This window comes from Stutzerimonas sp. R40042, from assembly GCF_026642215.1.
Taxonomy (GTDB): Bacteria; Pseudomonadota; Gammaproteobacteria; order Pseudomonadales; family Pseudomonadaceae; genus Stutzerimonas; species Stutzerimonas frequens.
Genome location: NZ_CP113258.1, coordinates 3607062 through 3626564, shown reverse-complemented (window position 1 = coordinate 3626564; position 19503 = coordinate 3607062). Strand labels below are relative to the sequence as shown.

16 protein-coding genes are annotated in these 19503 nt (G+C 66.7%); 1 reads left to right on the top strand and 15 read right to left on the bottom strand.

Annotation, left to right across the window (positions count from 1 at the left end; genetic code table 11):
• Positions 1-156: 156 nt before the first annotated feature.
• From OUY36_RS17160 to OUY36_RS17090, 15 genes are all read right to left on the bottom strand, one after another.
• A complete protein-coding gene (locus tag OUY36_RS17160; protein ID WP_267935225.1) occupies positions 157-1872 on the bottom strand; it encodes a tannase/feruloyl esterase family alpha/beta hydrolase in 1716 nt (571 codons plus the stop codon).
• Between the two features lie 251 nt (positions 1873-2123).
• Complete coding sequence (locus OUY36_RS17155) at positions 2124-2522, bottom strand: DoxX family protein (RefSeq protein WP_267935224.1); 399 nt, start codon at positions 2520-2522, stop codon at positions 2124-2126.
• A 110-nt stretch (positions 2523-2632) separates the two neighbouring features.
• Positions 2633-4132 carry a sigma-54 interaction domain-containing protein gene (locus tag OUY36_RS17150; protein WP_125869023.1) on the bottom strand — a complete coding sequence of 500 codons (1500 nt, stop codon included), beginning with the start codon at positions 4130-4132 and terminating at the stop codon, positions 2633-2635.
• Between the two features lie 76 nt (positions 4133-4208).
• A complete protein-coding gene (locus OUY36_RS17145) occupies positions 4209-5579 on the bottom strand; it encodes a TRAP transporter large permease (protein WP_046621393.1) in 1371 nt (456 codons plus the stop codon).
• A 16-nt stretch (positions 5580-5595) separates the two neighbouring features.
• Positions 5596-6198 carry a TRAP transporter small permease subunit gene (locus tag OUY36_RS17140; RefSeq protein WP_267935223.1) on the bottom strand — a complete coding sequence of 201 codons (603 nt, stop codon included), beginning with the start codon at positions 6196-6198 and terminating at the stop codon, positions 5596-5598.
• Between the two features lie 72 nt (positions 6199-6270).
• The gene (locus OUY36_RS17135) at positions 6271-7356 is read right to left on the bottom strand and encodes a TRAP transporter substrate-binding protein (RefSeq protein WP_003299010.1); all 1086 of its coding nucleotides are present in this window, start codon (positions 7354-7356) and stop codon (positions 6271-6273) included.
• A gap of 410 nt (positions 7357-7766) precedes the next feature.
• Positions 7767-8165 (bottom strand): MerR family transcriptional regulator, encoded by a 399-nt coding sequence (locus OUY36_RS17130; RefSeq protein WP_014597531.1) that lies wholly within the window; start codon positions 8163-8165, stop codon positions 7767-7769.
• 78 nt (positions 8166-8243) lie between these two features.
• On the bottom strand, positions 8244-9425 hold the full coding sequence (locus OUY36_RS17125; protein ID WP_267935221.1) for an acetyl-CoA C-acetyltransferase: 1182 nt from the start codon (positions 9423-9425) through the stop codon (positions 8244-8246).
• A 256-nt stretch (positions 9426-9681) separates the two neighbouring features.
• On the bottom strand, positions 9682-10311 hold the full coding sequence (locus tag OUY36_RS17120) for a CoA transferase subunit B (protein ID WP_014597528.1): 630 nt from the start codon (positions 10309-10311) through the stop codon (positions 9682-9684).
• Between the two features lie 4 nt (positions 10312-10315).
• Complete coding sequence (locus OUY36_RS17115; protein WP_267935220.1) at positions 10316-11011, bottom strand: CoA transferase subunit A; 696 nt, start codon at positions 11009-11011, stop codon at positions 10316-10318.
• Between the two features lie 85 nt (positions 11012-11096).
• The gene (locus tag OUY36_RS17110) at positions 11097-11996 is read right to left on the bottom strand and encodes a hydroxymethylglutaryl-CoA lyase (protein ID WP_267935219.1); all 900 of its coding nucleotides are present in this window, start codon (positions 11994-11996) and stop codon (positions 11097-11099) included.
• Between the two features lie 170 nt (positions 11997-12166).
• Positions 12167-14077: an acetyl-CoA carboxylase biotin carboxylase subunit gene (locus OUY36_RS17105; protein WP_110776097.1), complete on the bottom strand. Its 1911-nt coding sequence runs from the start codon at positions 14075-14077 to the stop codon at positions 12167-12169.
• Positions 14077-14874, bottom strand: a complete 798-nt coding sequence (locus tag OUY36_RS17100; RefSeq protein WP_020308427.1) for a gamma-carboxygeranoyl-CoA hydratase — start codon at positions 14872-14874, stop codon at positions 14077-14079. The genes OUY36_RS17105 and OUY36_RS17100 overlap by 1 nt, the downstream gene beginning before the upstream one ends.
• Positions 14875-14931: 57 nt before the next feature.
• Positions 14932-16539 (bottom strand): carboxyl transferase domain-containing protein, encoded by a 1608-nt coding sequence (locus OUY36_RS17095; RefSeq protein ID WP_267935218.1) that lies wholly within the window; start codon positions 16537-16539, stop codon positions 14932-14934.
• Positions 16540-16649: 110 nt separating this feature from the next.
• On the bottom strand, positions 16650-17813 hold the full coding sequence (locus tag OUY36_RS17090; RefSeq protein ID WP_200629591.1) for an isovaleryl-CoA dehydrogenase: 1164 nt from the start codon (positions 17811-17813) through the stop codon (positions 16650-16652).
• 324 nt (positions 17814-18137) lie between these two features.
• Here OUY36_RS17090 and OUY36_RS17085 point away from each other — a divergent pair, with 324 nt between their 5' ends.
• Positions 18138-19160, top strand: coding sequence for a UV damage endonuclease UvsE (locus tag OUY36_RS17085; RefSeq protein ID WP_267935217.1), 1023 nt, complete (start codon positions 18138-18140; stop codon positions 19158-19160).
• Positions 19161-19503 lie beyond the last annotated feature (343 nt).

Genomic DNA, 19503 nt, shown 5'->3' with positions numbered 1-19503 from the left:
CGGCTGCGCGGCTCAGTGGCATGCTTTGGGCGCGGTATGGAAAGCGTCCGGCAAGCTGGACATGTATGGCGCGCAGCCAGCTTTGGCGAGGCGGTGTCCAGCGCGGCGGACGGTTGAAGGAGGGCGCCGGCCGGGGAGCCGGCGCCGGTTCAGGTGCTAGCGGGTGCCCTTGCGGCTCTTCACGCAGACGAAGCTCGATTCGGCATTGACGTCGCCCTTGCCGACGTACTTCGGCCAGCCGGGGTATTCGCACAGCGGCCGGGTGCGGCCGGGTACGCCGACGCTATCGGCGACGATCTGCTTGCGTGGCGCACGGCCCTGCTCGACCCAGTTTTCCAGCGCGGTCAGCGAATCCCAGGCGGCGTTGAACACCGTGCTGGCGGCATGGCCGTAGCCGGGGATCTCGTAGTAGCGCAGGAAGCGCTTGGTCTTGCCCGGGCCCATATCGCGGCGCACCCGCTCGTAGTACTCGGCGGTGGCGCGGGTGCTCACCAGCTGGTCGGAACTACCGTGGGCCATGAGGATCTTGCCGCCGTTGCGGGCGAAGGCGGACAGGTCGGTCCGGTTGACGTCCTGGCGCAGCGACAGCTCGCTGATGCGCGCCTGCCACGGGCCGGGGTTCTGCGGGTCGAGGGTGAGCGAGTTGAAGGTGGGGTTGCGCGTCACGAAGAAGCGCACCCATTCATCCCAGAAGCCCGAATGGTAGGGCGCGCCCTCGGCGAACCCGGTGCCGTGCACCGGCATCGGGTAGCTCGGCTGCAGGGTGTTGAGGCCGAGGCGGTTGACCACCAGCTGCAGGCCTTCACCCGGCCGGCCGAGGTCGGTGCCCCAGGTGTTGAAGCCGGGGTAGTGGGTCTCGCCGCTGGCCAGCGGGAAGTTGAAGCGGATCGGCGTGTTGAACACCCGCAGCGCCTGGATCTGCGCATCCGACAGGCAACGCTGCGAGGTGTCGGCACCGCCCGGGCAGCGCAGTGGTTTGCCATTGAGCTTGGCGCGGGCCGGGTCGAACCGTGCATTGCACGCGGCCTGATGGCTGACCACGCCGTCGCGCACGCCGTCCAGCCCATCGCAGGCCTGCATCGCGGCTTCCAGCAGTGCGGCGCGCTTCTCGAGGCTGGGAAAGGCGCCGGGCTGGGCGAGGGCGCGGGTGATGCGGCCGAACTGCAGGTCCAGCGCCAGGGCGTTGTAGGCGGGATAGAGGACGATGGCGCCGCTGAAGTCGGTCGGCCATTGCTGGACCACGGCGAGCGCCTCGCGGCCACCGGTAGAGCCGCCGGCGAAATAGCTGCGCTCGGGCGCGGCGCCGTAGCGTTGTTCGATCAGGTAGACGGCGGCATCGCGGGTTTTCTTCAGCGCGTCGTGGGCGTAGTTGGCCAGCGCTTCGTCGTTCCAGGCAAAGGAGCCGGGGCTCAGCGGATCGGCCACATGCCCGGAATCGCTGCCGAACACCGCGTAGCCGCGGCCGAGCGGCGTGGGTTGATCGACCGGGCCGGCGGGGACGTTGCCGGCGACGTTCGGCACCGTGCCGTTGTAACCGCCGCCGCCGAACATCATCGCCTTGCGGTTCCACTGCTCGGGCAGCACCAGGCGCATGCGGATCGCCGGCGCAGCGGGATCGACCGGGCGAATCTCGGCGCTGACATCGCAATAGGCGCCAAAGGTCTGCGGTGCGCTGCCACCAGCCGCGACCGGGGTCGCCGCGGTGACGCGCGCGCCGCTGGTGGGCAGGCCGATGGCCTCGGCCGGTATCTCGCGGCCGAGCAGTTCGGTGCAGGTCGCCGCCTGGGCGGACTGGCTGGCCAGCAGCGCCACGGCGAGGGAGGCCAGGGGCAGGGAACAGCGCGCAAGCGAGTTGCAGGATGAACGCATCATTGAGGCTTTCCTTCTTCTTGTTGTCGGGCCGTGCGCCACGCGGGCGCAACAGCGCTAAAGCCAATGCCATGCCACCGCCGTGGGTGGGCGCGCAGCAGGCGATGGCCGGTCGCTGCGGCTTGGGCGAAGGCTCTAGCTCAGGGGGAAAGTCGGAAGCGCAGAAGTCTGCGGAATGCCCGAAAGACAGGAAGCGGCGAAGGAAGGTGTCCGGCGCGCTGGACGACTGTCCGCCGCGCCGGACACTCAGGTGACTAGTTGTAGCGGCCGTTGAGCCCGCCGATGCTGTAGCGCCCGGCACCGAGCAGCAGGATGGCCAGCGCGCCGAACAGGAACAGGCCCTGCAGTTCGATGGCCCAGCCACCCATCGGCCCGATGTCGAACAGCTCGGCCCGGTGCGCCAGCGCCAGCGCGACCACCATGTTGCCCAGCATCAGCAGGGCACCGAGGCGGGTGTAGAGGCCAAGGATCACCAGCAGCGGCCCAACCACTTCTCCGAGGTAAACGCCGTAGGCGAGAACCGCCGGCAGCCCCATGCCGGCGAGCATGCCGCCGATGCCGTCGACGCCGTGCAACAGCTTGTGGATGCCATGCAGCAGCATCAGTACGCCGACCGAGAGCCTGAGAACCAGTTTGCCTGCATCGTCTGTCATCGTTGCGCGTCCCATTGCGGCGCCGGGAATCGGCGCCCTGCCTCCAATGTAGATCAGCCGCTGTGACATTGCCGCGTCGTCAACTATGGCCAAGCCGCGCGCTAGACCGCTCAGCGCTGGCTCAGGCCATGCTGCTGCAGCTTGCTGTAGAGGCTGGCGCGGGAGATGCCGAGCTCCATGGCGGCGCGCCGACGGTTGCCCTTGCAGGCGACCAGTGCGCTCTGCAGGGCGCGGCGCTCGGCCTGGGCGAGGGTCTGCGCCAGCGGTTGCAGCGGCAGTTCTTCGCTTGGTGCGGCCTCGCTCGGCGGGATGGACGCGGCAGCGGGCGCGACGTAGTTCGTCGCATCGGCGGAACGTGCCTGCTCGCCCAGCAACGGCAGCAGGTGCGCGGCCTGCAACTGCGAACCATCGGCGCAGAGCTGGGCGCGCTCGAGCAGGTTGCCCAGCTCGCGCACATTGCCGCGCCAGGGTTGCGCGCAGAGCAGCGCCAGCGCCTCGGGGCTCAGCTCCATGGGCGGCTGCCCGGAGCGGTTGGCGATGTCGTCGAGCAGGTGCTCGACCACGGCGGGGATGTCGCTGGCGCGCTCGCGCAACGGCGGCACGCGCAGGGCGAGGACGTTGAGGCGGTAGTAGAGGTCGTCGCGGAACTGGCCGGCGGCGACCTTGGCTTCCAGGTCGATATGGGTCGCGGCAATCACCCGCACGTTGAGCGCCTTGACCTGGTTGGAGCCGAGCGGCTCGACCTCCTGTTCCTGCAGCACGCGCAGCAGCTTGGCCTGCAGCGGCAGGGGCAGGTCGCCGATCTCGTCGAGGAACAGCGTGCCGCCGTTGGCTACCTCGAATTTGCCAATGCGCGCCTTGCGGTCGGCGCCGGTAAAGGCGCCGGGCGCGGTGCCGAACAGTTCGGCCTCCACCAGGCTTTCCGGGATCGCCGCGACGTTGACCGCGACGAACGGCCCGCGCGCCCGCGGCGAGAGGTTGTGGATGCCCTGGGCCAGCAGCTCCTTGCCGGTGCCGGTCTCGCCGCGCAGCAGCACGGTGGCATCGAGCTGCGCCGCACGCCGGGCCTGGCGCTTGATCTCGCTGGCGGCCGGGCTGTTACCGATGAAGCCGGCGATGGTGTAGCGCGCCCGGCGCGCCTTGGCCAGCTCGTTCTGGGTGGCGACCAGCTGGGTCTGCAGGCTGGTGTACTTGGACATCAGCGGCTTGAGGTGGCGCGCGCGGTCGAACAGCACGAAGCCCAGCGCGCCGACCAGGGTGCCGTCCTCGTCGCGCAGCGGAATGCGGGTGACGACGAAGTGTTCGTCGCCGAAGGCCATCAGGTCGATGATGCTCGGCAGGCCGCTTTCCACCACCTCGCGCAGGCGGCTGGCCGGCAGCACTTCCTCGATTTCCTTGCCGAGCACGCTGGACGGATCGCGAATGCCGACCTTCTCGGCGTACTTGTCGTTGATCCAGACGATGCGCGCCTGGCGGTTGACCGCGATGGTGCCCTCGCACTGCGCGTTCAGGTGGTCGAACAGCAAGGGCATGGCCACGGCCCGGAAGCGTTCCGGCGAAACGCCGACGATCAGGCCGTGGTTGTCGAGTGCGTCGCGGGCAATGCTCATGGGCAATCTGGGTCCGTGCTGGGGCGACCGATTATGGTTGGCGCCGGCTGCCTCGGGCAAGGCAACCGGAGAACGCTCAGGGCTGGGCATACACTTCGTTGGGCAGCCAGGTGGCCAGCGGGGCGAAATAGAACACCAGCGCCAGGCCGATCAGCTGGATGATGATGTACGGCAGCACGCCGAGGTAGACATCGCGGGTGGTAATGCCCGGCGGGCAGACGCCCTTGATGTAGAACAGCGCGAAGCCCACCGGCGGTGTGAGGAACGAGGTCTGCAGGCAGAGCGCGAAGAGGATCGCGAACCACAGCGGATCGACGCCCATGGAGAACAGCACCGGTGCCACCAGCGGCAGGATGATCAGGGTGATCTCCACCCAGTCGAGGAAGAACCCCAGCAGGAAGGTGATCGCCAAGACGGTGAGCAGCACGCCGGTCTGGCCGAACGGCAGGCCGGTCAACGCCGCGCGGATCACGTCGTCGCCACCCAGGCCGCGCAGCACGGCGGCGAATACCGTGGCGCCGATGAAGATGCCGAAGATGAACGCGGCGGTGCGGCTGGTCTGGTACAGCGCATCCTTGAGCACCGGCAGACTCAATCGTCGGCTGGCCGCGGCCATCAGCAAGGCGCCGAAGGCACCGACGGCGGAGGCCTCGGTGGTGGTGGCGATGCCGAAGAAGATCGAGCCGAGCACAGCGAAGATCAGCGCCAGCGGCGGGACCACGGCCCAGAACACGTCGAGCAGGGCACGGGCGTCGAGCTTTTGCCGGTTGACCGGGGCGGGGGCGAAGTCCTTCTTCAGCCAGGCGACGACCACGATGTACAGCACGTACATCAGCGCCAGCATCATCCCCGGGATCAGCGCGCCCATGAACAGCTTGCCCACCGAGGCTTCCGAAGTGCCGAGGCGGTCGGCCATCAGCACCAGCATGATGCTCGGCGGAATCAGGATGCCTAGCGTGCCCACCGAGCAGGCGGTGCCCACGGCGAGGCTCTTGTTGTAGTTGGCCTGCAGCATCGGCCCGATGGAGAGCATGCCGAGCAGAGCCACCGAGGCGCCGACGATGCCGGTGGAGGCGGCGAGCAGGATGCCGACCACCACCACCGTCACCGCGTAGCCACCGCGCAGCGGGCCGAGTACGCGCACCAGGCTGTGCATCAGGCGCTCTGCGATGCCGGAGCGGTCGAGCATGATGCCCATGAAGATGAACAACGGCAGGGCGACCATCAGTTCGTTGGCGACGATGCCGTAGATGCGCGCGTCGAGCACGCCGATGGTGCCGTCCCAGGTAAACCAGAGATTGGCGTCGAAGTGCTCGACCAGCACATAGCCGACCACGGCGAACAGCAGGCCGATGCCGGCCAGCGACCAGGCGACCGGGAAGCCGAGCAGCAGCAGGCCCATGAAGCTGGCGAACATGGCGATGACGAGGATTTCTTCCAGACCCATGATTGCGACTACTCCATCAGGGCTGCGAACGAGTGCGGTCGCGCTCGTCCGAGGGGGCCGTCAGGGCCCGCGGGAAATTGAACAGCAGGGTGCTGCAGCGCAACGCGCGGGACAGCAGCGCCAGCGCCACCAGCGCGAGGCCAATGGGCAGCACGCTCTTGAAGAGGAAGCGATGGGGCAGCCCGCTGGGTGCCTGGGAGCGCTCGTTGTAGAGGTAGGCCTTGTAGGCGTAGGGAATCAGCGCATCGATCATCAGCGCGATCACTGGCAAGGCCAGCAGCACGATGGCGATCAGCTCGATCCAGGCGCGACCGCGTAGGCTGAAGCGTTCGCTGAGCACGTCGACGCGCACATGGTCGTCGCGCACCACGGCATAGGCGAGGGCAAGCATCAGCGCGGCGCCGAACAGGTGCCAGGACAGTTCCTCCAGCGCGATGGAACCGCGGGAGAGGACGAAACGGCTGAACACATTGGTCAGCACGACCAGCAGAACCGCCAGCCAGAGCCAGGCGCTGGCCTGGCCGATGGCGACCAGCAGGCGATCCAGCGGCCGCGAGATGCGGTTGTACGGCAGCGCGTCGGGCGCTGGCGCATCGGGAGAGACGGGCTTGAAGGACACGGCGGACCTCGAAATCTCGGCACAGGGACAGGAGGCGGGCACGTCGCCGTGCCCGCGGGTTAGGCACAGCCGTCAGTCGTACTTGTAGAAGTCGCGCGGCAGGTAGCCCATGCCGTGCCAGATCGAGTGGTGCTGCATGAACTCGCGCTGGCTGGTCAGCACGCGCTTGAACATTTCGTCCTTGGCGGCCATCTCGTCGAGCACCTCGTCGGTGACCTTCTGCAGCTCGCGCAGTACCGGCTCGGGCAGCACCTGGGCCTTCACGCCCTGCTTCTGGTAGTCACGCAGCGCGGTCGGCTGGGCCCATTCGCTTTCGGCAAAGCCTTTGAGCGTGGCCGACTCGCAACCCATCTCGATGAGTGCGCGGCTTTCCGGCGCGAGCTTGTCCCAGACGTCCTTGTTCACCAGCAGGTGCGAGGTGGTCAGCGTCTGGTGCCAGCCGGGCATGATGTAGTTCTTGATGATCTGGTCCAGGCCCAGCATCTTGTCCACCGCCGGCTGCGAGAACTCGGTGGCGTCGATGGTCTTGCGCTCCAGCGCCTGGTAGATCTCGCCGCCCGGGACCATGGTCACCGAGGCGCCGAGCTTTTCCAGCACCTTGCCGCCGATGCCGGCGAAGCGGATGCGCAGGCCGTCGAAGTCGTCCAGCTTCTCGATGGGCTTGGCGAACCAGCCGGCGCCTTCCGGGCCGATGATGCTGCACAGCATCGGGTGGATATTGCGCTCGGCGTAGATCTCCTCGAGCAGCTTCTTGCCGTCACCCTGGTAGTACCAGGCCAGGTGCGCCGGCGGCTCCATGTTGAACGGCGCGCCGGAGTACAGCGGCAGGGCCGGGATGGTGCCCTGGTCGTAGCCGATCCAGGTGTAGCCGGCCGGGTACTTGCCGCTGCTCACCGCATCCATGATCTCGAACGGCGGCACCAGCTCGCCCGGCTCGTAGTAGCGCAGCTGGATATCACCGCCGGACACCGCCTTGAGCGATTCGGAGAGGTGCTTGACCGGAGTGGAGAGGCCGATCAGGTGCGAGGGGAAGGCCAGCGGCACCTGCCAGCGGATCTTTTCCGCGGCGCTGGCGACGCCACTGAGCAGGCTGGCGCCGAGCAGGGTGGTGGCACCGATGGCGCAGGCGATACGGGAGAGTTTGTTCTTGGTCGACATGCAGGTTTCCTTCTTGTTGTTGTTCTGGTGCCCGAGGGCGGACGCGTAACCGCCCGTAGGGTCGAGGGCGTTAACAGGCCAGAACAAGAACAGAGGCCGAGCCGATGCTGCCGATCCGGCGCCAGTCTTGTTCTTTGGTTTGTTCTGGCGTCAGGGGGTGGATTGCAGGTTCTGTGCCTATCGCTCGCGATCGAGGAAAGGCGCGGTCTGCAGCGGCATTCGGATACCCGCAGGGCGATAGCGGTGTCCGCTGCGGCAGACACTGCTCAGGTGAACATGCGGCGGTGTCCGGAATTCTGGAACATGTCCAGTTCCATGGACATCCGCAATGGCTGACTGCTGGACAAACAAAATCCGGCGTTGCGCGGGGCGCGACGCCGGATGAGAGGAGTAAAGCGGAGGGCGTGCGATCAGCTGGCCGCTTGCTTGGCCAATGTGCTTTCCAGTGCGCTGCGGCAGCGCTCCTCGGCGGTGTCCAGCTCCAGCTGCATCTGCTGGATGTCGAGCAGCTGCTGCTCCAGCTGCTGGCGCCGCTCGGCAATCATCTGCAGCATGATGTTCAGCTGCTTCTGGTTGCCGGCCTTGGGGTCGTAGAGCTCGATCAGCGTCTTGCATTCGGCCAGCGAAAAGCCGATGCGCTTGCCGCGCAGGATCAGCTTCAGCGCGACGCGATCCTTGGGTGAGTAAATGCGTTCCTGACCGCGACGGGTCGGGGTGAGCATGCCCTGCTCTTCATAGAAGCGGATGGCGCGAGTGGTGATGTCCAGCTCATTGGCCAGGTCGGAAATACTGTAGGTCTGTTTCGCCATGATTCCTTCCGATCATCCTCTGTCGCGCCCGGTGATCCGGGCGCGTGTCTGCCAGCATGCTCTGCCGCAATGGCGCGTTCAGGAGCGTTCGACTGCCAAGGCTACTCCCTGGCCACCACCGATGCACAGTGTTGCCAGGCCCTTGCGAACGTCGCGGCGCTGCATCTCGTGTAGCAGGGTCACCAGGATACGGCAGCCCGAGGCGCCGATCGGGTGGCCGAGGGCGATGGCGCCGCCGTTCACGTTGACCTTATCGGCATCCCAGCCCAATTCCTTACCCACCGACAGCGCCTGCACGGCGAAGGCTTCGTTGGCTTCGATCAGGTCCAGCTCGGCCAGCGTCCAGCCGGCCTTTTCCAGGCAGCGACGGGTGGCGGTGACCGGGCCGATGCCCATGATCGCCGGGTCGACGCCGGCGTTGGCGTAGCCGGCGATCTTGGCCAGCACCGGCAGGCCCAGGGCCTCGGCCTTGCTGGCGCTCATCAGCACCACCGCGGCGGCGCCGTCGTTGAGGGTCGAGGCGTTGCCGGCGGTGACGCAGCCGTCCTTCTTGAAGGCTGCGCGCAGGCCGCCGAGGGATTCGGCCGTGGTGCCGGCGCGGGGCTGCTCGTCACGGGCGAAGGCGAGCGGGTCGCCCTTGCGCTGGGGAATCATGACCGGGGTGATCTCGGCATCGAAGCGGCCGCTTTCGATGGCCGCCGCGGCACGTTGCTGCGACTGCGCGGCGAAGGCGTCCTGCTGGCCGCGGTCGATGCCGTACTTGTCGGCCAGGTTCTCCGCGGTGATGCCCATGTGGTAGTCGTTGAAGGCGTCCCACAGGCCGTCGGTGATCATGGTATCGACGATCTGCGCATGGCCCATGCGCAGACCGGTGCGTGCGCCGGGCAGAACGTAGGGCGCCAGGCTCATGTTCTCCATGCCGCCGGCGATGACCACTTCGGCATCGCCGCAGCGGATCGCCTGCACGGCCAGATGCACGGCCTTGAGGCCCGAGCCGCAGACCTTGTTCAGCGTCATGGACGGTACGGCGTGGGGCAGGCCGGCCTTGATCGAGGCCTGGCGCGCGGTGTTCTGCCCGGCGCCGGCGGTGAGCACATGGCCGAGGATGACTTCATCGACCTGAGTCGGGTCGATGCCGGTCTTTTCCAGCAGGGCGCGGATCACGGTGGCGCCCAGTTCGACTGCCGGCACATTGGCCAGCGAGCCCTGGAAACTGCCGATGGCGGTGCGGGTTGCAGCTACGATGACGACGTCTTGCATGACGGACTCCGAATAAAAAGGCGCCACGCCGGGGCGTAACGCGAGGGCCAGGCACACGGCCTGGCTCCGGGAAAGGGTGCCCTCGAACGACAGGGGGCAAGCCGTTGGTCAGCGCGCTGGCAGACCGGTCGATGCCGCAGTATACGGGCGCCTGGGTGACTGGCCAGTGCTGGCGCGCCGCCGGCTCGGGGCTTTCGGGGCAGGCGGGAAGACGCAGCGGGCAAGGGTGCTCCGGCGTGCTTCCCGCACCCAGGCTTCAGCGCTGGATCGGGCAGCCGGTGGCCTCTTGCAGCTCCTCGAAGCTGACGCCTTCGGCCAGCTCCACCAGCTTCAGGCCCTGCTCGGTGACGTCCAGCACGCCGAGGTCGGTGATGATCCGGTCGACCACGCCGAGGCCGGTGAGCGGCAGGTCGCAGGCCGGCAGGATCTTGTGCGCGCCGCCCTTGGCGGTGTGCTCCATCAGCACCACGACGCGCTTGACGCCGGCCACCAGGTCCATCGCGCCGCCCATGCCCTTGACCATCTTGCCGGGGATCATCCAGTTGGCCAGGTCGCCCTTTTCCGACACCTGCATGGCGCCGAGGATGGCCAGGTTGATGTGACCGCCGCGGATCATGGCGAAGCTCTGCGCGTTGTCGAAGAAGCTCGACCCGGGCAGGGCGGTGACGGTCTGCTTGCCGGCGTTGATCAGGTCCGGATCGATCTCTTCCTCGCTCGGGAAGGGGCCGATGCCGAGCAGGCCGTTCTCGCTTTGCAGCCAGACGTCCATGCCTTCGGGGATGTAGTTGGCGACCAGGGTCGGCAGGCCGATACCGAGGTTGACGTAGAAGCCGTCCTGCAGCTCCTGGGCGGCGCGTTGCGCCATCTGTTCACGTGTCCAGGCCATGGTCTCAGCTCCTCACCGTGTGTTTTTCGATGCGTTTTTCCGGGTTCGGGTTGTGCACGATGCGATGCACGTAGATACCCGGCAGGTGAATCTGGTCCGGGTCCAGCTCGCCGGTCTCGACGATCTCCTCCACCTCGACGACGCAGACCTCGCCGGCCATCGCTGCCAGCGGGTTGAAGTTGCGCGCGGTCTTGCGAAACAGCAGGTTGCCGGCCTTGTCGGCCTTCCATGCCTTGACCAGGGCCAGGTCCGCGGCCAGCGATTCTTCCATCACGTACCACTCGCCGTTGAACTGGCGGGTTTCCTTGCCTTCGGCCACCAGCGTGCCGTAGCCGGTCCTGGTGTAGAACGCCGGGATGCCCGCGCCGCCGGCACGCAGCTTCTCCGCCAGGGTGCCCTGCGGGGTGAACTCCAGGGCCAGCTCGCCGGCCAGGTACTGGCGCTCGAACTCCTTGTTCTCACCCACGTAGGAGGAAATCATCTTGCTGATCTGCCGCGTCTCCAGCAGCAGGCCGAGGCCGAAACCGTCGACACCGGCGTTGTTGCTGATGGCAGTCAGGTTCTTCTTGCCGCTGTCGCGCAGCGCGCCGATCAGCTGCTCGGGGATGCCGCACAGGCCGAAGCCGCCGACGGCAATGGTCATGCCGTCCTGAACCAACCCTTCCAGGGCGTGGGCGGCGTTGGGGTAAATCTTGTTCATGAATTACCTCTACTTGTTGTTCTGTCCGTGCCGGGCGCTACCTGAATGGGCGCCCGACGAATAGGGTTTAGCAAGAACGGTGCCGCTAACCGGCCAGTCTGGCGCGGGCGACCCGCGAACCGTTGGCGCGCCCCAGCAGCTGGCTGATGCGCTGGCCGGCGGCGATCAGTGCGTCGAGGTCGATGCCGGTGGCTATGTCCAGCCCGTTGAACATGTACAGCACGTCTTCGCTGGCGATATTGCCGCTGGCGCCTTTGGCGTAAGGGCAACCGCCGAGGCCGGCGACCGAGCTGTCGAACACGGCGATGCCTTCCAAGAGGCTCGCATAGATATTCGCCAGCGCCTGGCCGTAGGTGTCGTGGAAATGCCCGGCCAACCGTTCGCGCGGCACTTCGCGGGCCACGGTATCGAACAGCGTGCGGGTCTTGCCCGGTGTGCCGGTGCCGATGGTGTCGCCCAGGGATACCTCGTAGCAGCCCATGGCATACAGCTCTCGGGCCACTTCGGCGACCTTGGCTGGCGATACCTCACCCTCGTAAGGGCAGCCGAGCACGCAGGAAACGTAGCCACGCACGCGAATGTCGTGCTCGCGGGCAGCCTCCATCAAAGGCGCGAAGCGTGCCAGGCTCTCGGCGATGGAGCAGTTGATGTTCTTCTGCGAGAAAGCTTCGGAGGCCGCACCGAACACCGCGACTTCCTTCACGCCGGCCTCGATGGCCGCCTCCAGGCCCTTCATGTTCGGCGTCAGCGCCGCGTAGGTGACCCCGGCCTTGCGCTGGATCTGCGCGAAGACTTCGGCAGAGCCCGCCATCTGCGGTACCCACTTGGGCGAGACGAAGCTGCCGACTTCGATATAGGACAGCCCGGCGGCGCTCAGGTCGTCGACCAGGCGCACCTTGTCCGCCACGCTGATCGGCTGATGCTCGTTCTGCAGACCGTCACGCGGGCCGACTTCCACCAGCCGGACCTGTTTGGGCAGGCTCATATGTCCTCCAGGGAGTGAACGCTTAGCGAGCCTTCACCCGTGTCGTTGAATTGTGGCGCTGCTGGTGGGCTAAAGCCCACCCTACGAAACCTGCACGCGTCCACCGTAGGGTGGGCTTCAGCCCACCGATGTCGCCGTGTGTCAGCCGAGGCGTCCGGCTTGTGCATCCTTCACGCCTCTTCCATCTCCAGCAGCACCGCGCCTTCGCTGACCATTTCGCCTTCGTTGCAGAACAGGCTCTTGACCACGCCAGCCTGGGCGCTGCGGATACTGTGTTCCATCTTCATCGCTTCCAGCACGATCAGCGCGGTGCCGGCTTCGACATGCTGACCGGCCTCCACCAACACACGCACGATACTGCCGTTCATTGGCGCGGTCAGGCCGCCGTGATGCTGGTGGCTGGCCTCGGCTTCGGCGATGGGGTCGAACGCACGCACGGCCAGCCATTCGCCGTTCCACTGCAGGTACAGTGCATCGTCCTGGCGGATCGCCCTGGGCGTGCGGACGTTTGGCTGCGGCGCTGCCGGGTCGACCTTCAGCCGGCGGCTCTCGCCATTGCACTGCAGATGCAGGCTGACCTGCGCCGGCATGCCGAAACGCAGCCCGTTGCGCTTGGACCACGGCGAATGGGCATCGTCGTCGCGAACCGTGGTCGGCTCGCTCTGTACGAAGCACTCGGCAGCCTGTTGCCAGAAGGCATCGGACAGCTCGCCGGCCGGACGCAGTAGTTCGCTTTCGTGGCGCGGGATAAAGCCTGTATCCAGCTCGGCCTCGGCAAAGGCGCGATGGCCGACGACGCGGCGCAGGAACGCGAGGTTGGTGCGCACGCCGCCGACGGCAGTCTCGTCGAGCATGGCCAAGAGGCGCAGACGTGCTTCCTCGCGGTTCTCGCCCCAGGCGATCAGCTTGCCGAGCATCGGGTCGTAGAACGGCGACACGGTATCGCCCTCGGCGACGCCGCTGTCGACGCGACGGCCCGGGCCATCCGCGGCTTCACGGTAGAGCTCGAGGGTGCCGGTGGCGGGGAGGAAATCGTTGTCCGGGTCCTCGGCGTACAGCCGTACCTCAATGGCATGGCCGATCAGCGGCACCTGCTCCTGGCTGATCGGCAGCGGCTCGCCGCGGGCGACGCGAATCTGCCAGGCAACCAGATCGAGGCCGGTGATGGCCTCGGTGACCGGGTGCTCGACCTGCAGGCGGGTGTTCATTTCCATGAAGAAGAACTCGCCGCGGGCATCCAGCAGGAATTCCACAGTGCCGGCGCCGACGTAGCCGATGGCCTTGGCGGCCTTCACCGCGGCTTCGCCCATGGCACGGCGCAGCTCGGGGGACAGGCCAGGGGCAGGGGCCTCTTCGACCACCTTCTGATGGCGGCGCTGGATCGAGCAGTCGCGCTCGTTGAGGTACAGGCAGTTGCCGTGCTGGTCGGCGAAGACCTGGATCTCCACATGGCGCGGCTTGAGCACGTATTTCTCGACCAGCATGCGTGAGTCACCGAACGACGACTGCGCCTCGCGCTGCGCGGATGCCAGCGCCTCGGCCAGGTCCGCCTCGCGCTCGACCACCTTCATGCCCTTGCCGCCGCCGCCGGCGGTGGCCTTGAGCAGCACCGGATAGCCGATCACCTCGGCGGCGGCACGGAAGGTTTCCACGTCCTGCGCTTCGCCGTGGTAGCCCGGCACCAGCGGCACGCCGGCTTCTTCCATCAGCGCCTTGGCGGCGGACTTGCTGCCCATGGCGTCGATGGCGGAGGCGGGTGGGCCGAGGAAGATCAGCCCGGCCTGTTCGATGGCGCGGGCGAACTCGGCGTTCTCCGAGAGAAAGCCGTAGCCCGGGTGGATCGCCTGGGCGCCGCTGGCCTTGGCCGCCTCGATCAGCTTGTCGATGCGTAGGTAGCTCTCGGCCGGCTTGGCGCCGCCCAGGTCGATGCGGATATCGGCTTCGCGGGCATGGCGCGCGCTGGCGTCGATGGCGCTGTGCACCGCAACGGTGGTCAGGCCCATGGCCTTGGCGGTGCGCATCACGCGGCAGGCGATCTCGCCGCGGTTGGCGACCAGCAGGGTATCGATATGGCGATTCATCACTTCTTCTCCTGCCAGGCGGGCGTGCGTTTTTCCAGAAAGGCGCTCAGGCCTTCCTGACCTTCCGGGCTGGTGCGCAGGCGTGCGATGGCCTGTTCGGTGGTCTGGCGCAGGTCGGCGCTGAAATCGCCATCGCCCACTTCCAGCAGCAGGTCCTTGCAGGCCTTGAGCGCCTGCGGGCTGTTGAGCAGCAGGTTGGCGACCCATTGCTCCAGCGCGGCGTCCAGCTCACTGGCCGGGTAGGTTTCTGCGAGCAGGCCGAGTTCGCGGGCACGTGTGCCGTCGAAACGTTCGGCGGTCAGCGCGTAGCGGCGGGTGGCGCGCTCGCCGATGGCCTTGACCACGTACGGGCTGATCACCGCCGGCGCCAGGCCGATGCGGACTTCCGACAGGCAGAACAGTGCGTCGCGGGCGCCGATGGCCATGTCGCAGCAGGCGATCAGCCCCAGCGCGCCGCCAAAGGCCGCGCCCTGTACCACGGCCAGGGTCGGCTGCGGCAGCTGATAAAGGCGCTGCATCAGCTCGCCCAGTTCATGGGCGTCAGCCAGGTTCGCCTGGTAGTCGAGTTTGGCCGACTCGCGCATCCAGCCCAGATCCGCGCCGGCGGAGAAGTGCTTGCCACGCCCGCGCAGGATCAGGAAACGGATGCCCGCATCGTCCTGCACCTGGGCCAGCGCTGCGTTCAGTTCGCCGATCACCTGGGCGTCGAAGGCATTGTTCTTGTCCGCGCGGTTGAGCCAGAGGGTGGCCACGCCGCGCGCGTCTTTGTTCAGTTCGATGGTCTGGAAATCGGTCATCTCGGCATCCTCGATGCGACTGCAGGCGCCGGCGCGCTCGGCTGCCGGCGGCACGGATTACATGCGGAACACGCCGAAGCGGGTCGGCTCGATCGGCGCGTTCAACGCGGCGGACAGCGCCAGCCCCAGCACCTCGCGGGTCTGCGCCGGGTCGATCACTCCGTCGTCCCACAGCCGCGCGCTGGAGTAATAGGGATGGCCCTGGCGCTCGTACTGTTCGAGGATCGGCTGCTTGATGGCGGCTACCTCATCCTCGCCGAGGCTCTTGCCGGCGCGCTCGCTCTGTTCCTGCTTGACCTGGGCGAGCACCCCGGCGGCCTGTTCGCCACCCATCACGGCGATGCGTGCGTTGGGCCACATCCAGAGGAAGCGCGGGTCGTAGGCGCGCCCGCACATGCCGTAGTTGCCGGCACCGAAGCTGCCGCCGATGAGCACGGTGAACTTCGGTACTTGGGCGCAGGCCACCGCGGTGACCAGCTTGGCGCCGTGCTTGGCGATGCCGCCGGCCTCGTATTTCTGCCCGACCATGAAACCGGTGATGTTCTGCAGGAACAGCAGCGGAATGCCGCGCTGGCAGGCCAGCTCGATGAAGTGCGCGCCTTTCTGCGCCGCCTCGGCGAAGAGGATGCCGTTGTTGGCGAGGATGGCGATCGGGTAGCCGTGCAGGTGGGCGAAGCCGCAGACTAGGGTGGTGCCGAACAGCGCCTTGAATTCATCGAACTCACTGCCGTCCACCAGCCGCGCGATCACCTCGCGCACGTCATAGGGCTGCTTGGCCTGCGCCGGGATCACGCCGTACAGCTCGTCGGCGGCATACAGCGGTGCGCGCGGTTCGCGGGTCTGCAGCTGGCCGAGCTTGCGCCAGTTGAGGTTGGCCACGCAGCGGCGGGCGATGGAAAGGGCGTGCTCGTCGTTCTCGGCGTAGTGGTCGGCGACGCCCGAGGTCTTGCAGTGCACGTCGGCGCCGCCCAGTTCCTCAGCGGTTACCACTTCGCCGGTGGCAGCCTTCACCAGCGGCGGGCCGGCGAGAAAGATGGTCGCCTGGTTGCGCACCATGATGGTTTCGTCGGCCATCGCTGGCACGTAGGCGCCGCCGGCAGTGCAGGAGCCCATCACCACGGCGATCTGCGGGATGCCCATGGCGCTCATGTTGGCCTGGTTGAAGAAGATGCGGCCGAAGTGCTCGCGGTCCGGGAACACCTCGTCCTGTCGCGGCAGGTTGGCGCCGCCGGAGTCCACCAGGTAGATGCAGGGCAGGCGGTTCTCGCGGGCGACGGTCTGCGCGCGCAGGTGCTTCTTCACCGTCAGCGGGTAGTAGGTGCCGCCTTTCACGGTGGCGTCGTTGGCGATGATCATGCACTCGACGCCTTCGACGCGGCCGATACCGGCCACCACGCCGGCAGCGGCGACGTCTTCGCCATAGACCTCATGGGCGGCCAGCGGCGCGAGTTCGAGAAAGGCCGAGCCGGCGTCGAGCAGGGTATCGATGCGCTCGCGCACCAGGAGCTTGCCGCGTGAGACATGGCGCTGCTGGGCGGTAGCGCCGCCACCTTCGCTGACACGGCCGAGCAGGGCGCGCAGGTTGTTCACCTGTTCGAGCATCGCCGCGCTGTTGGCGGCGAACTCCGGCGAACGGGTATTGATCTGGGTGTGCAGGATGGCCATGGTTGGCTCCGTTCAATTCCATCATGGATGGCTCTGCCATCCACCGACTGCGGTGGAAAACGCGTCGTGGTTTTCCACCCTACGAGGGTTGGGCGTTGTCCGCCCGCAGCTCACCTGGATTCGTTGAACAGCTCGCGTCCGATCAGCATCCGGCGGATCTCGCTGGTGCCGGCGCCAATCTCGTAGAGCTTGGCGTCACGCAGCAGGCGGCCGGTGGGGAATTCGTTGATATAGCCGTTGCCACCGAGGATCTGGATCGCCTGCAGGGCCATCTGCGTGGCGTTTTCGGCGGTATAGAGGATCACCCCCGCGGCGTCCTTGCGGGTGGTCTCGCCACGGTCGCAGGCCTGGGCGACGGCGTAGAGATAGGCGCGGCTGGCGTTGAGCTGGGTGTACATGTCCGCCACCTTGCCCTGGATGAACTGGAACTCGCCGATGCTTTGGCCGAACTGCTTGCGGTCGTGGATGTAGGGCACCACCACGTCGAGGCAGGCCTGCATGATCCCGGTCGGGCCGCCGGCCAGTACCACGCGCTCGTAATCCAGGCCGCTCATCAGCACCTTGACGCCGCCGTTCTCGACGCCGAGCACGTTCTCTTGCGGCACCTCGACGTCATCGAAGAACAGCTCGCAGGTGTTGGAGCCACGCATGCCGAGCTTGTCGAACTTGTTGCCGCGGGAGAAACCCTTCCAGTCGCGCTCGACGATGAACGCGGTGATGCCGTGCGGCCCCTTGTCCAGGTCGGTCTTGGCGTAGATCACGTAGGTGTTGGCGTCCGGGCCGTTGGTGATCCAGGTCTTGCTGCCGTTGAGCACGTAGCGGTCGCCGCGCTTTTCGGCGCGCAGCTTCATGGAGACCACGTCGGAGCCGGCATTCGGCTCGCTCATGGCCAGCGCGCCGACGTGTTCGCCGCTGATCAGCTTGGGCAGGTAGCGGGCCTTCTGCTCGGGGTTGCCGTTGCGGTTGATCTGGTTGACGCACAGGTTGGAGTGGGCGCCGTAGGAGAGGGCGACCGAGGCCGAGCCGCGGCTGATCTCTTCCATCGCCACCACGTGGGCCAGGTAGCCGAGGCCGGCGCCGCCGTATTCCTCGGAGACGGTCACGCCGAGCAGACCCATCTCGCCGAATTTTCTCCACATGTCCGCCGGGAACAGGTTCTCCTGGTCGATGGCTTCGGCGCGCGGAGCCAGCTCGGCGGCGACGAAGGCCTGGACCTGCTCGCGCAGCATGTCGATGGTTTCACCGAGGGCAAAATTGAGGCTGGAGTAGTTCATGGGGCCACCTGCTTGTCTTGTAATTGTTCTGTTTTCAGAGAATTCGTTCGTCCGGCGGAGTGCGGGCCGGCGCTCTGGTAGCGGTCTGAGGTCATCGGCATGGATGATCGTTCGCTGCTTTACGTTAACGTAAAGGTCCGGTGCGGGTCTGTCAACACACCACCGAGTCGGCATGTCTGCAAGCATAGGCATGCCTCGATGCGGTCGCCGGTAGTCGGTTCGGGACTACGGTGGTGTTTCGTCGGTGGCGGGGCACTCGGCTCGACGCGGGCGGGACTAAACAGGCAGTGGTCGGAGCGCCGGCCTGTCATCGACGAGGAATCCATGCCCCGTATCGGCTTCGCCTGCATGTATCGCCATCCGCAACAGAGCCTCTCGCTCAAGGAGCTGGAGCGCATCGAGCGCACCTTCAACCCGCGCAGCACCACGCTGCGCTGGATGGCCTCGGTGGGGCGCGAGGCGGCCGAAGCGAGGCTCGAGGAGATCGTCGAGCACAACCTGAACGCTCAGCGGGTACTGCTCGAATACGTCGCCACGTTGCCGCCGATGCTGCGCATGTTGCGGCTGTCCAGCGACCTGCTGCCGTTCTACAGCCATGCCGAGATCGCGCCGTTCTACCGCCGCGCCGAAATGCAGGGCCGCCTCGAGGCGGGTTTCGCCGCGATCGGCGAGCTGGCGCGGGCCCACGACATCCGCCTGTCGATGCATCCCGGCCAGTACTGCGTGCTGGGGTCGGACAAGCCGCAGGTGGTGGAGAACAGCCTGGCGGAATTCGAGTACCACGCCGACATGATCCGCATGATGGGTTACGGCCGGCGCTTCCAGGACTTCAAGTGCAACCTGCATATCGCCGGGCGGCTCGGCGCCGACGGCGTGCGTGCCGTGTGGCCGCGGCTGTCGACCGAGGCGCGCCAGTGCATCACCTTCGAGAACGACGAAAAGACCTATGGCCTGGACGACTGCCTGGGTCTCGCGGACCTCGCGCCGGTGGTGCTGGACATCCATCACTGCTGGATTCACGAGGACCGCTACATCGAGCCGGACGACCCGCGCATCGAGCGCATCCTGGAAAGCTGGCGCGGCGTGCGGCCGACCATGCACTACTCGCAGCCGCAGGAGAGCCTGATGGAGCTGGGCTTCGCGCCGGAGCGGAAGCTGGAAATCCCCGAGTTGCTGGAGCAGGTCAGCAAGCGCGACCTCTATGCGCACAGCAAGCGCATGTGGAACCGCTGGACGAATCGCTATGCGTTTCAGTTTCTCGACCGCTTCGACATCATGCTCGAAGCCAAGGACAAGAACCTCGCTGCGCTGGATTTCCTTCACGAGTACCAGCGCGAAAGTACCTGACGGTGCCGTGGTCGGCAGATGCGGTTATAGCCTCGGCTCGTTCTGGTGGGCTGAAGCCCACCCTACAACGGTGCCGTGATGCCCGCCGCACCGTAGCGGTTCGACTGGCTACGATCTCCCAGTAGGGTGGGCTTTAGCCCACCAAGGCGCACCGCAGTTTCCGTGAGAGGAAAGCACGTCAGCGAGGCGCGCCACTAAGGCTGCAGCCAGGTTGCACGTCGGCAATGCTGGCCATTTGGCTACGTGCTGTCCCTCGACTTTCGCCTACCCCGCGACATGTTGTCACTTAATTACCTTTACGTTAACGTAATCGTGGCCTAGGGTGACTGTCAGCAGCGCCAGT